The 15,180-nt window shown below is 29.9% G+C and carries 7 protein-coding genes; 5 read left to right on the top strand and 2 right to left on the bottom strand.

The features are described from left to right. Positions 1–448 precede the first annotated feature (448 nt). Both BM384_RS09765 and BM384_RS09760 read right to left on the bottom strand, forming a co-directional pair. Entirely contained in the window at positions 449–1,114 is a 666-nt protein-coding gene (locus tag BM384_RS09765) for a DUF2628 domain-containing protein (protein ID WP_090013247.1), read from the bottom strand. Between the two features lie 71 nt (positions 1,115–1,185). Beyond that, positions 1,186–2,364, bottom strand: a complete 1,179-nt coding sequence (locus tag BM384_RS09760) for a cation diffusion facilitator family transporter (protein ID WP_090013245.1) — start codon at positions 2,362–2,364, stop codon at positions 1,186–1,188. Between the two features lie 156 nt (positions 2,365–2,520). Here BM384_RS09760 and BM384_RS09755 point away from each other — a divergent pair, with 156 nt between their 5' ends. From BM384_RS09755 to galE, 5 genes are all read left to right on the top strand, one after another. Beyond that, on the top strand, positions 2,521–3,816 hold the full coding sequence (locus tag BM384_RS09755; protein WP_090013238.1) for a M18 family aminopeptidase: 1,296 nt from the start codon (positions 2,521–2,523) through the stop codon (positions 3,814–3,816). Between the two features lie 204 nt (positions 3,817–4,020). Further along, positions 4,021–12,363 (top strand): glycoside hydrolase family 94 protein, encoded by an 8,343-nt coding sequence (locus BM384_RS09750; protein ID WP_242946002.1) that lies wholly within the window; start codon positions 4,021–4,023, stop codon positions 12,361–12,363. Between the two features lie 172 nt (positions 12,364–12,535). Continuing rightward, on the top strand, positions 12,536–13,321 hold the full coding sequence (locus BM384_RS09745; protein ID WP_090013237.1) for an SGNH/GDSL hydrolase family protein: 786 nt from the start codon (positions 12,536–12,538) through the stop codon (positions 13,319–13,321). A gap of 81 nt (positions 13,322–13,402) precedes the next feature. Further along, positions 13,403–13,957, top strand: a complete 555-nt coding sequence (locus tag BM384_RS09740; RefSeq protein ID WP_090013235.1) for an AAA family ATPase — start codon at positions 13,403–13,405, stop codon at positions 13,955–13,957. A gap of 108 nt (positions 13,958–14,065) precedes the next feature. Further along, positions 14,066–15,052, top strand: a complete 987-nt coding sequence (gene galE, locus BM384_RS09735) for a UDP-glucose 4-epimerase GalE (RefSeq protein WP_090013233.1) — start codon at positions 14,066–14,068, stop codon at positions 15,050–15,052. Positions 15,053–15,180: the final 128 nt, after the last annotated feature.

The raw sequence follows: 15,180 nt of genomic DNA, 5'->3' as shown, positions 1-15,180 counted from the left end.
TCGGAAAATTAAGTCCAAAAGATTGTTATTCAACAATCTTTTGGGCTTTTTATGTTATACTTAATTTATTAAATAATAAGGGTGATTAGAGTGATGAAAAAGCAAGAAACACTAATTTTAAGTGAATATACAGGAATTTATGATTTGGTTATTCCCTAAGAAGTATTGGTAAGGTGATAAAGCCCAAAAGTCTACTTATAACAGACAGTCTTTTTAGTTATAAGATATTATCATCCTTTTGTAAAATAAGCCATATAGCTATTCCTAAAGGACTTCATAGCTTTAAAGCAAACTACTTAGTTCTTTTTAAATTTATATTTTCAAAAATTACCGAAAAACCAATAAATATAAAAGGAGAACATCCTTATTTAAGTACGAACTTTAAGGGACGTTCACCTATATTTGAATAGCTAGTTTTATTTATCACTTTATTTAAAAATACAGCCTTTTAGTATATTGGAATTGTTCCTGAATTAGCTAAGGATACACCAAAAAGAAAAACAAAAACTGTCATAAGCGTTAATAATATAGCCATAATAACAGCAATAATTACTGGTATTATAGAAGTTCCACCATTTACACGTAGTTTTCTCATCATTGATTCATAATCTAAATTTCTACTAGAAAGTGATTTTATAGATTTTATTTTTTTATCTGTATGCTTCATATAAAGCTGATTTCCAAATAAACCGCAGCCTATAGTTATACCTAAAGAAAGTATAGAGGTAACGCCTCTATTAAGAAGTGAAGAGCCTAATATCTCCACTGTAAGAATTATTGCAACTATTGAATACATTTTTCTATACCAGAACCAATAAAAGCCACATAAAAATGAGCACCAGTTCCATGATATGAAATTATGGTTTTCTTGGTAAGCATCCCACTTTTCTAAGTAGTAATCAGCTTTCTTTTCACCAAAAAAAGCAACTAATTCAGATGGTGTTATTTCATTGTTATTATTAAAAAAGTTATTGTTAAAGTAATCATTTGAATTCCTATTAATATTAGGTTCTTCATTAGAATCATAATTATTTTTATTTAAATTTGAAGGACATTCAGGATTAATACATTTATTATTTTCATCTAGTTCATGTCCGCAGTGTCTACAATACATTGTATTTTCCCCCTTTTATAAGTGATTCAATGATAATTATATAATAAATAGGTATCAATTTGTATAAGATTCTAAATAAAATCATTATCGATAGTTATTACACAATCATATTGAGGATAAATTTTTTGGATAGAAGTAATTATTTCTCTTTCTAGATCATCAAAACTCATAATCTTTTTTAACTTCTCAGAATCAACGACTACATGGAAAAACATAGTTTGCTTTTGCTCTTCGTTACTAATTCTAAAGTCATGAATAGATTTTATTAGTGGGTTATAAGTTATAATTTTCTGTACTTCGTCATAAACCTCTCTAATTTCTTCATCTACTATATATATAGGATCCATATGGATAACAAGATATATATTTAATTTTTTTGAGATTTCTCTTTCAGCAGTATCTATAATTTCATGTATTTCCATAAAACTAAGCTCTGCAGGGATTTCAGCATCAAGAGATGCCATACATCTTCCAGGTCCATAATTGTGAATAATTAAGTCGTGTACACCTTCTATATGTTCATAACTTAAAACCATTTCTTTGATTTTTGAAACAAGTTCTTTGTCAGGAGCTTCTCCTAAAAGTGGGTTAATAGTTTCTATTACTAATTTTACTCCTGAAATTGTTATGAATATAGCAACTAAAGCTCCAAGGTAACCATCTATAGGTAGACTGGTGAATTTTGCTGCTAAAAATGAAATTGCAACAGCAGTTGAAGTGAAAACATCACCTAAAGCGTCAACAGAAGAAGCCTTTAAAGCTGAAGAATTAATTCTATTTCCAATATATTTGTTAAAAAGTGAAAGCCATGCTTTTAAAAGTATAGATACTATTAACAATATAAATAGAGTGATTTCAAATATAACTCTACTAGGATTGATTATTTTATCAAAGGATGATTTTACAAATTCTAATCCAACTATCATTACCATAAAGGCTACAATAAGTGCAGATATATATTCAAATCTACCATATCCAAAAGGATGCTTTGGGTCAGCAGGTTTTTTTGAAAGCTTAAAGCCTATAATTGTTATTATTGATGATGCAGCATCTGATAAGTTATTAAATGCATCAGCAGTAATAGCAATACTTTCAACTAAAACTCCTACGAATAATTTTATTAAAAATAATATTAAGTTGACGGCTATACCCACAGCACCGCCAAGCATAATGTATGAGCCTCTAACATGTTCGTTTTCTATATTTTCATTATTTTTTACGAATAAGCTAACTAAGAATTTTGATATCAAAATACCCACACCTCTCATTCTTGAATTTATAAGTATAATTTTATATTAATTGATAGAATTAATCAATTACGTTGTTATTATGAAATAAGTTTGATATTATAATACTATTAGGATATGTAGAAAACACATAGGATAATCATAAGGAGTTGATACTTAATGAAAAAACAATTAGCACTAGAACTTTTAGATTTTATTAATGAAAGTCCTACAGCCTATCATGCTGCAGAAACAGTTAAGAAATATCTTAATAAAGAAGGCTTTAAAGAATTAAAAGAAAATGAAAAGTGGAACCTAAACAAGGGGGAAAAATACTATGTAGCTAAAAATCATTCTGCTGTAATGGCTTTTGAAATTGGAGAAGGTGACATTACAAAGGATGGATTTAGAATTATAGGAGCCCATACAGATGCCCCAGGGTTTAAGATAAAACCTTCAGCTGAAATGAAAGCTGAAAATAAATATGTAAAGTTAAATACTGAAGTATATGGAGGACCAATTTTAAGTACATGGTTTGATAGACCTTTATCTTTAGCAGGAAGAGTTGCACTTAAGGGTGAATCTCCATTAAAACCAGAAATTAAGCTTATAAATATAAACAAACCTCTATTAATCATACCTAACATAGCAATTCATATGAATAGATCAGTAAATGATGGTTATAAATTTAATGCACAAAAGGATACACTTCCATTGCTAGGCTTTATTAATGAAAAGTTTGAAAAGGATGGATATTTAATTTCATTAATTAGTGAAAATTTAGGAGTAAATAAGGAAGATATTTTAGACTTCGATTTATTCTTATATGAATATGAAAAAGGATGCCTTTTAGGTTTAGAAGAAGAATTAATTTCATCAAGCAGATTAGATGATTTATGCATGGTGTTTTCTGCTTTAAAGGGATTAACTGCTAGCACAGATAATAAAGCAACTAAGGTTATGATTGCAATAGATAATGAAGAAATAGGAAGTTTAACTGCTCAAGGAGCATGTTCAGCATTTATAAAGACAATATTAGAAAGAGTAGTAGTATCATTAGGAAAAGACAAAGAAGAGTTCTTTATATCTCTTAGTGAATCAGCAATGATTTCATCAGATGTTGCTCATGCTGTTCATCCAAATCAAGGAGATAAATGTGATCCAACAAATAGACCAATATTAGGTGGAGGTCCAGTAATAAAAATTGCAGCATCAGGAAGCTATTCAACAGACAGCTTTACATCTGCTATTTTCCAAAGTGTATGTAAATCAGCTGGAGTACCATGTCAAAAGTTTGTTAATAGATCAGATATGAGAGGTGGAACAACAATAGGTCCAATGTCATCAGCAGATTTAGCTATTCCAGTAATGGATATTGGAACACCTCTTTTGGCAATGCACTCAGTAAGAGAATTAGGTTCTGTAGAAGACAATTATTACACAACAAAAGCCTTTACTGAATTCTATAATTTATAAAATATAAAAAAAGTAATCCTTACAGTAATAAACTGTAGGGATTTTTTTGTATAGAAAATTAATATACTGGTCTTTACTAGACAAATGTTGGTGATACTTAAAAGTCTTTAGACTTGAAAAAATAAATTATAACAACATTTATTTATACTTTTTATTATTTTTGGGAAAGATAAGTTCATAAAAAATAATAGGGAGGCTTTGGCAGTGAGTGAAAAGAAAACTAATAGCTGCAGAAAACATGTATTGCATGGATTAAAATTTACTTTCAAAGAAATAAATGAAAATTATAGATTCATAAAAAAGCTAGACAGTATTGGTGAAGAGATTATAGGCTCTGGCCAATGGTTATTAGACAATATATACTTAATTGAAAAAGAGTATAAAAGTATTAAGCATAATATGCCAAAAACATATTTTAATAATCTACCTCTCGCAAATGATTATGATGAAAGAGTACCAAGAGTGCTATCACTCATTAAAGAATATACAGATTCAAATAGATTATATATAAATGAAAAAGAGCTAGTTAAATTTATAGAAAAGAAAGATATAGATTTTACTATGGGAGAGATATGGGCAATACCATTAATGCTTAAAATATTATTAATAATTGGTATTAATGATATTGTTAAGAATATAGTTTTTGTTCAGAGAGAAAAGCTTAAAGGAATGTATGCTGCTTATAAGATTATTGATGAGAATAAAAAATCAAAGATAAAAGCTATATTAAGTAAGATTTTTAAAAATAAAAATACAGATTTATTTTTAGAAGCAATGTTAAAAACATTAAAAGATAATTCAATAGAGGATACAGATATCTTACAGATTATTTATGAGTATGAAACTGAAAAAACTGATATTAGTGAAAGCAAAGTTGAAGAGGATATAAGTACGTGTATAGCTTCCTTAAGAACGATAGAAAGTACTGATTGGAGGAAGTTTTTTGAGAGGGTTTCTAAAGTAGAAGAAATATTACATAGAGATCCAAGTGGGACTTATAAATCTATGGATTTTAAATCTAAAGATTACTATAGACATGAAATTGAGAAATTGGCCAAGAAATATAAAGTTAGTGAAGTTGATTTTACTAAGGCTGCTTTTGAATTAGCCTGTTCAGAAAAAAAGGAAGGCTGTGCAGCACATATTGGCTATTACATAATTGATGATGGAATTTATGAGTTGAAAAATAAGCTTAATATAAAGGCTAAAAATAGAAGGGAAATATCAGAAAAAACATTTATCTCAGTTAATATTATTGGGACAATTTTAGTTGTAGGAATAGCCCTATCAATATGCAATTTTATAGGAACAGAATTTACAGTAGGGCAGGCAATTTTATACTCAATACTTATGATTATACCTGCAAGTGAAGTTGTGATTTCTGCTATTAATGTACTTGTAAGAAACAAGGTGAAAGTCAGCTTTATACCTAAGTTAAACCTATTAAAAGGCGTGCCAGATGAAAGCAAAACAGTTATTGTAATTCCAGCAATTTTATCTTCAAAAGAAAGGGCAGTAGAACTTTTAAAACAGCTTGAGGTGGTGTATCACGGAAATAAAGATGAGAATATTTACTTTGCACTTCTTGGAGATTTTAAAGATAGTGATAAGGAAAAAGAAGAGAAAGATGAAGAGATAATAAAGGATGCTTTAAAGGAAACATTAAGATTAAACTTTAAATATTTTGATGGAGATAAGCATTTTTTCTTTTTATGCAGGAAAAGAGAATTTAATTCTAAAGAAAATGCGTATATTGGACATGAAAGAAAAAGGGGAAAGCTTATAGAATTTATGGAGCTTATACGAGGCACCTACAACCATACTTTTGAAATAGTAAGCAGTGATGTAAGTGTACTTAAGGATGTGAAATATTTAATTACTCTTGATGCTGATACCTTTATGCCAAAGGATTCAGCTTTTCATTTAATAGGTGCAATGAGCCATATTTTAAATAGAGCAGAGCTAGAAGAGGATAAAGTTATTCGTGGATATGGGATAATGCAACCTAAGGTTAGTATAAGTATAGAAAGTAAAAATAAAACTGATTTTTCAAAGATATTTGCAGGCAATGGAGGTATTGATGGATATTCTACAGCTTATTCAGATACATATCAGGACTTATTTAAGGAAGGTAGTTTTGTTGGTAAAGGAATAATAGATATAGATGTATTTAGGAGAGCTATATACGGAAAAATAAGAGATAATACTATTTTGAGTCATGATCTTTTAGAAGGAGCTTTAGCTAGAAGTGCGTTAGTTACAGATATTGAGTTTGTAGATGATTATCCTTCATCCTATGCAAGTAGTACAAAAAGACTACATAGATGGGTTAGGGGAGACTGGCAACTTTTAAAGTGGATGTTTTCTCGCAAAATATCTCCTCTTTATAAGTGGAAAATCTTTGATAACTTAAGGAGAAGTTTATTAGCACCAAGTATATTTCTTATACTTATTTTAAATATGACAAACCTAAACGGTCAAAAACAACTTGCAGTAATATGTATCTTAGCTGTTATGATTCCGCTTTTATTTAATATAACTGACTTTGTAGTTACACCAAAAAACAAGCTTATGGGAACCTTCAAGTCATTAAAGGAAATAGGAATTATATTTAGTTTTATTCCTTATCAAAGTTATGTTATGGCAGATGCAATAATTAGAACAAATCACAGAGTATTTGTATCAAAGAAGCATCTTTTACAGTGGCAGACTGCTGAAGATACAGAAAAAAGCATAGATAATTCATTAAGTTCTTATCTAAAAAGAATGTGGTTTTCTATAGTAGCTGGAATTGCACTTATAGTTATAGCAATATTAAGTTCTAGCATAATCGTTACTATAGTAGATACATTAGTTGGAGTTTTGTGGATAGTAAGTCCCCTTATTGCATATTACTTAAGCATACCTTATGAAGAGGATATTTATGAGCCTTCTAATAAAGATAAGGCCTTTCTTAGAGAAAATGCAAGGAGAATATGGGCATACTATGAAGATTTCGTAAATGATGAAAATAATTATTTAGCTCCAGATAATTATCAAGAGAAGCCCTTTAGAGGAATAGCCCATAGAACATCTCCAACTAATATTGGAATGGGGCTTATTAGTAACATAGTAGCTTATGATATTGGATATGCTTCATTAGGGGAAGTAGTTGATAGAGTAGAGCTTATTTTAGAGGGCATGAGCAAATTAGAAAAATACAATGGTCATTATTTAAATTGGTATGATACAAGAAGCTGTAAGCCACTATGGCCAAGATATATATCAACAGTAGATAGTGGAAATCTTTTAGGATACCTTTGGATAGTTTTAGAAACCTTAAAAGAATTTAAAAGGAATCCTTTAATAAGAGATGAGGAAATAAAATCAATTTATGATACATTAGCAATTACAAATATAAAACTCAAAGTAACAGAGAAAATTAGTTTAAAAAATTATGACTTTATACTAGAGGAAATACTAGCAAAGATAGAGGATATAGATTTAAGTAAAGAAACAGATAAAGATAGAGTATACTGGATTAATAAATTAAAGGATGAGATAAAGCTTAAAATGTCTTACTATGAATATTTATTTGATGGTATACAAAAATATTTTGGAAGTGAGTATAAAGATCATGCACCTAATATTTATGAGTATATTCAGTATATAGAAAGCTTGATATCTATATCAGGATATGATCTTAAAAAGTTTTTAAAAGATAAACTTCAAAACATGATAACTTTGCTAAATAGAATAAATAAGCTTATAACACAAATAGATTCAATTATAAATGAAATGAACTTTGACTTCTTATACGATACATATAGAGGTCTATTCACCATTGGATACAATATTGAAGAAAAATCAAAGGGAGCATCTTACTATGATCTTTTAGCTTCAGAATCAAGGACAACATCTTTTCTAGCAATAGCATTAAATAAAGTACCAAGAGAGCACTGGTTTAAACTTGGAAGAGCTATGACTAATACCTTTAAAGAAAAGAGTCTTGTTTCTTGGAGTGGAACAATGTTTGAGTATTTCATGCCTTCATTAATAATGAAAAGTTATGATAATACCCTATTAAGCTTAACTTATGATTCAGTCATTTCAGTAGAGAGGAAATATGGGAAAGAAAAAGGAGTACCTTGGGGAATTTCAGAATCAGCATATTATGGGTTTGATGCAGATGAAAATTATCAATATAAGGCCTTTGGTATTTCTGGAATAGGATTAAAGAGAGGTCTTGAAGAGGAACTTGTTATTTCTCCTTATTCAAGCCTGATGACAATTCCTTTTTCAAGGGAAGAGGGAATTAAAAATTTAAGAAGGCTTAAGAAAAAAGGTGCCTTTGGAAGATATGGTTTTATTGAATCTATAGATTATACTCCAAGCAGAGTAAGCAGAATGGATACTGGTGAAAGCACAGGAGAATCAAAAAATGTAAGATGCTATATGGTTCATCACTTAGGAATGTCTCTTTTGGCTATAGATAATGCTTTAAAGGAAAATATTATTCAAAGGAGATTTCACAGTATTCCTGAAGTAAAGGCTAATGAACTTTTATTAAAAGAAAAAATACCTCAAAATATTACTTTTGAAAGAGAAGAAAACTTTATAGAGATAAAGAGAAACTTAGAAAAAGAAAGAGTTATACCAAGGATATATGAAGGAGTTAAGAGAAAGAATCCAGAGGTGCTTTTATTATCTAATGGAAGTTACTCTCTTATGATGACTCTTAGTGGAAGTGGATATGCTAAGAAGGAAAATATGATGGTTTATAGATGGAAGGGCGATATTACTTCTGATTCCTTAGGAAGCTTTTTATATATAAAGAATCTTAATAGTGATAATTATTGGAGTGCATCTTATGAACCATGCAAAAGAAAAGGAAAAAATTATACTGCAGAGTTTAGGGTAGATAAAGGAATATATAGGCATGAGGATGAAGCAATAGAAAGCAGATTAGAAGTTACAGTATCCTCTGAAGATGATGTTGAAATAAGAAAATTAACATTAAGAAATGTTGGAGAAGAGCCTGATATCCTAGAAGTAACAAGTTATATGGAAGTAACACTTCAAAGTTTTGAAGGAGATGCTGTACATCCAAGTTTCTCTAATCTCTTTGTTTCAACAGAGTATTTAAAAGAATATAAATCATTAATTGCAAGCAGAAGACCAAGATCAAAAGATGTTGATGTTAAGTATCTTTTCCATAAGATTGTTACAGAAGAGGATATTGAGGATTCTTTAACTTACGAGACTTCAAGGCTTAATTTTATAGGTAGAAATAGAGATTTATCAAAGCCACAATCAATGGATAATGGCTTTTCATTAATGAATACAACAGGAACAGTCCTAGATCCTATTATGAGTATGAGATGTAGATTAAAACTTGAAAAAGGTGAAGAAAAGGTAATTTACTATGTTACAGGAATAGCTTCCTCAAAAGAAGAAATAATAAATCTTGCTGATAAATATAAAGGAACTGCAAAACTTGAGGGTGCGTATAACTCTTACAGTAAAGCTATGCAGCTTGAATTAAAATCGCTAGGAATAAAGTATTCTCAGGCAAATATATATCAAAGACTTGCATCTTACATATTATTTTTACACAGTGGAAGAAAGGACAGAAAAGAGTATATAAAGAATATTCATAACTGTCAGCAGGACCTTTGGCCTTATGGAATATCAGGAGATATACCTATAGTCATGGCGCTTGTGAAAGATAATAAAGATATGGATTTACTAAGAAGCATGATAAAAATGCATTATTATTGGAGGAGTAAAGGACTTAAGGCGGATTTTTTAATTTACAATAATGAAAAAAGCTCTTATGATGAGCCTCTTCAAAAGGATATAATGATGGCTATAAATTTAGCTAAACAGGGAAATATATTAAATAAACCAGGAGGAATCTTTGTATATAACAAAGCAACTATGCCTGAGGAAATAAGAGACTTCATTATAGGAATCTCTGCTTTATATGTTGATAGCAGTAAGGGTTCAATAGTTACTCAAATGAGAGATATTGATGCCTTAGATAATGTTAGTTTAAGGCATAAAGAAATTGATGATATAAATATAGATGTGTTCTTAGAAGATGAAAAGAATAATGGAGAGCCTATTGAGATAACAAAACATCCTGAATATAAAAAGTATAAGGAAAACTATAATATAAGCAATTTAGATTTCTGGAATGGATACGGAGGCTTTGACCCTGAAGATAAGAGTTATGTAATAAAACTAGATGATAATAAAGAAACTCCAACTCCTTGGATAAATGTTATTTCTAATGATGATTTTGGCTTCCATATATCAGAGTCAGGTTCTGCTTATACCTGGAGTGGTAATAGTAGAGAAAATAAACTTACTGCCTGGAACAATGACTGGGTTACAGATCCCTTAAGTGAAGCTTTATATATAAGAGATAATGAAAGTGGAATACATCTTTCAATAACTCCAAAGCCAATAAGAGATAAGGGAGAATATTTAATAAGACATTCTTTTGGGTATTCTACTTTTTATCATACTGCTTATGGAATAAAAGGAGAAGAAACTGTATTTTGTCCTAAAAATGAGAAGATAAAGGTTATAAAGCTTACCTTAGAAAACTTAGAAGATGAAGAAAGGAAATTATCTATATTTTATTATGCACAGCTAGTACTAGGAGTCTTTAACTATAATAGTGCTAAGTATATTTCTACCTTCATAGAAGAAAATTATATTTATGGTCAAAATCCATATAGCAAATATTTTGGAAAAGAAAAGTGTTATTTAACTCTTCTTGGCTGTGATAATTTAAGCTTTACTGGAGATAGAAAAGAGTTTTTAGGGGTACAAGGAAAAGTGCAGGAGCCTAAAGCTTTAAAGTATAAAAAATTATCGGGTGCAGCAGGAAGCATATATGATCCATGTTTAGCAGTAGAAGGAGAGATTATCCTTAAGGCTAAAGAAAAGAAAGAAATAGTTGTTCTTTTAGGTAGTGAAGAAGATAAAGATTTAATTGTTAAAAGTATTAATAAGTATAAAAATGTAGAAGAAGCTTATAATGCTTTAGAAAATGTAAAACAATATTGGTCAGATTTCCTCGGAAATATACAAGTTCATACAGAAGATAAGTCTATGGATTATTTATTAAATGGATGGCTTTTATATCAAACTTATAGTTGTAGATATTTAAGTAGAACAGCATTTTATCAATCTGGAGGAGCTTATGGATATAGAGATCAACTGCAGGACTCTATGTGTCTTGGAATAGTGAAGCCAGAAATAACAAAAACTCAGATTTTAAGAAGTGCCTCTAGACAATATCTTGAAGGAGATGTTCAGCATTGGTGGCATCCTGTAATAAATAGTGGTATAAGAACAAGATTTTCAGATGACCTTTTATGGCTACCATATGTAACAAGTGAATATATTGAGAGAACAGGAGATTACTCTATTTTAAGAGAAAGTGTAAAATACCTTGAAGATGAACCTTTAAAACCTGGAGAAGATGAAAGATATACAATCGTTAACTCATCTAAGGAAGAGGGAACAATATATGAGCATTGCATAAAAGCAATAGAGAAAGCTTTAAAATTTGGAGAGCATAACATACCACTTATGGGAAGTGGAGACTGGAATGATGGTATGAGTACTGTTGGTAATAAGGGCAAGGGAGAGAGTGTATGGCTTGGATGGTTTCTTTATAAAATACTTGATAACTTTGATGATATATGCCTTTATATGGGAGATGAAAAGAGAAGAGAGAATTATAAATCTAAAAAGGAATTTATAAGAGAAAATATAGAGAAGGAAGCTTGGGATGGGGAGTGGTATAGGCGTGCATATTTTGATGATGGAACTCCTTTAGGCTCAAGAGAAAATGAAGAATGTAAGATAGATTCCTTAGCTCAAAGCTGGGCATTAATTTCAGGTGCTAGTGATAAAGAAAGAAGTATAAAAGCTATGAGAGCTGTTGATAGAAATTTAGTTAATGAAGATAAAGGTATGATTCTTTTATTAACACCTCCTTTTGAAAAATCAAGTTTAAAACCAGGTTATATAAAAGGATATGTAGCAGGAGTTAGAGAAAATGGAGGACAGTATACTCATGCAGCTGTATGGGTTATCCTTGCACTAACTAAGATGGGACTTGGAGATAAGGCAGTTAAATACTACAATATGATAAATCCTATAAACCATTCTAATACTGAGCTTGAATGTAGAACATATAAAACAGAACCTTATGTTATGGCAGCTGATGTATATATAAGAGAACCTCATGGAGGAAGAGGTGGATGGAGTTGGTACACTGGTGCTGCAGGATGGATGTATAAGGTTGGTATTGAGGATATTTTAGGTATTAAGCAATATGGAGGAGAGTATTATAAAATTACTCCATGTATTCCTGAAAAGTGGAATGAATTCAAGGTTAGAATTAAAAATAAAACTGAGGATTATAATATAAAAGTAATTAAAGGTGATACAAATAATACAATTATTAATGGTAAAGAATCAAATAGTGACAAAATACCTAAAGATAAAGGAAAACTTAATATTATAATTACGATAAAAAGATAAATAATAGGAAACTATTGTGTTTTAAATTAAAAAATACACTAGTTTCCTTAAATTTTACCATTATTTAATTGAAAAAATTTATTTAATTACCTATTGTTTTATTATATATTAAAATATTTACAGAATCATATAAAATGTGTAAAATTAAAATTATTAAGGTGGTGAGAATATTTTGAGTAATAGTAAAAAGGGGCTGTATATAATTATAGCTTTAGCTGCAATATTAATTGTTATTATTGGAGCAGGGAAATTTAAAGAAAAAAAAGAAAATAAGATTAATAATGAAGAATACATAGCGTCTATGTCAAAAGCTTCAGACTCAAATGAAGAAAAAGAAGAAACTACAGAGGAAGAAGAAAAGCAGGATACATCAAAGATGAAAAGTGCTCCTGAAAAGTTAAGAGCTAAGGAAGATGTGAAGGTATTAATGCTTGGAGATGCTATTGCCATGAGTTCGGGAAGAACTAGTGAAAATGGAATCTGGAGTGAAGGAATTAAAAGTGCAATATTAAAGGAATTTGGAAGTAAAGCATCTATGGAAGTAATTGCACAAAAGGATGCAACAACAGCTACTGGATTAAATCAGTTAAAAAATGCAGATCTTTCAGGTTATGATATTGTAATATTATGCTATGGATATAATGACAATAAAGATAAATTAAAAGTAGAGGATGTTAAGGCTGACTATAAAGCAATAGTTGATAAAATAATGAAGGAAAATAATCATGCTATGATTATGTCAGTTCTAGAAAGCTCATTAGAGCTTAATAATCCATACAGAAGTGCTATAAATGAGGTTTCAACAACAAAATCATTAATTACTGTAGATATGAAAAATGCTTTCGTATCATCAGGAATTAAAGAGTCATCTTTAGCTAGTAATGGACTACCAAATGATAAGGGATATCAAGTTTATACACAAGCTGTAGAATCAAAATTAAAGCAAGTAGTAGGTTAAAATTAAACGTTCTGTATTGAATAAGTCAGTTATTATTGATATAATAACCCTGTTTTCATTAAGATTATGGAGGGTTTAAATATGCCTGTTAGAGTAGCAATTTTAGGTGGACCAAGATGTGGAAAAACAACTTTAATGCAACAATTATACGTAGATTTGAAAATTAGAGATTTAAATGTAGGAGCAGCAGCAGAATATAGTACTGAATATCTTAGAGATAAAGGTATGATAGAAAATATAGCTGAGCAATATGGAATATATTTAGGACAAGCTAGATTAGAAGAAGAATTAAGTAGCTTTGACTATGCTATAACTGACTACGCTACATTTGTTCCATATATATATGGAAGATTTATGCTAGGAGATAAGGAAAGAAGTCGTAAAGAAATAGAAATATTGAAAGATTTATATGTTCTTGCACTTAGAGATTTACCTAAGTATGATTATATTTTCTTTGTACCAAGAGAATTTGGTTATACTCAAGATGGTGTAAGATGGCAAGATGAAGAAATGGCATCAGCTGTAGATAATGCAATATTAAGTTTCTTAGAAGCTGAAAATGTTAAATATATTAAGATTACTGGAGATACTAAGGAGAGATCTGAAAAAGTATTGAAGGAAATGGGAATTAAATAAGGTATATCTGAATGTTTTCTTTAAACATTCAGAATGCCTTTTTATTTTAAATAAAACTAAATTTGATGTATAATAATTTTGTAAATATTACTTAAAGGAGGAACTACTATGAAAATTTTAGTTTGTGGTGGTGCTGGCTATATAGGAAGCCATATGGTAGCAGAACTTTTAGAAAATAATATAGAAGTAGTTGTATTAGATAATTTGGAAAAAGGACATAAAGATGCTTTACTTGGCGGAAAACTTTATGTTGGAGACTTAAGAGATAAGAAAATACTGGATAAAATTTTTACAGAAAATAAAATAGATGCAGTTATAGATTTTGCAGCATATTCATTAGTTGGTGAAAGCATGGTTGATCCACTAAAATACTTTAACAATAATGTTTATGGAACAATTTCATTATTAGAATCAATGAAGGAACATGATGTTAAGTATATAGTATTCTCATCAACAGCAGCAACTTACGGAGAACCAAAGAAGGTTCCAATAGAAGAAAGCAGTGAAACATGCCCAACAAATGCTTATGGAGAATCAAAGCTTCTTGTAGAAAGAATATTAAAATGGTGTGACCAAATTTATGGAATTAAGTATACTGCTTTAAGATACTTCAATGCAGCAGGAGCACATGTTAATGGTCAAATTGGTGAAGACCACTCTCCTGAAACACATCTTATTCCAATTATCTTAGATGTTGCTTTAGGTAATAGAGAAAAGATAATGATGTTTGGAGATGACTATGATACAGAAGATGGTACTTGCGTAAGAGATTATGTTCACGTTACAGACCTTGCAAGAGCTCACCTTTTAGCCCTTAAGAGATTAATGAATGGTGGAGAAAGTACAGCATACAACTTAGGAAATGGTACTGGCTTCTCAGTTAAAGAAGTTGTAGAAGTTGCAAGAAAGGTAACTGGTCATGAAATTCCAGCAGAAGTTGCTGAAAGAAGAGCGGGGGACCCAGCAACACTTATAGCTTCATCTGAAAGAGCAATTAATGAACTTGGATGGAAACCAGAATTTAATTCATTAGAAACAATTATTTCAACAGCTTGGAAATGGCATCAAGCTCATCCACATGGATATGAAAAATAAGAATTTAAAATGATAATATAGATTTAAAAAGATGTGATATGATACCTCTAAAGTAGACATGGTAAATAACCAAACTCTACTTTGGAGGTATTTTTTTATGGGAAGAAAATTTAAATATTCAGTTGAAG

Source organism: Clostridium sp. DSM 8431, from assembly GCF_900116755.1.
In the GTDB taxonomy this organism is placed as follows: Bacteria; Bacillota; Clostridia; order Clostridiales; family Clostridiaceae; genus Clostridium.
The sequence above is the reverse complement of the archived record's forward strand: the minus strand, read 5'-3'. Positions and strand labels throughout refer to the sequence as shown.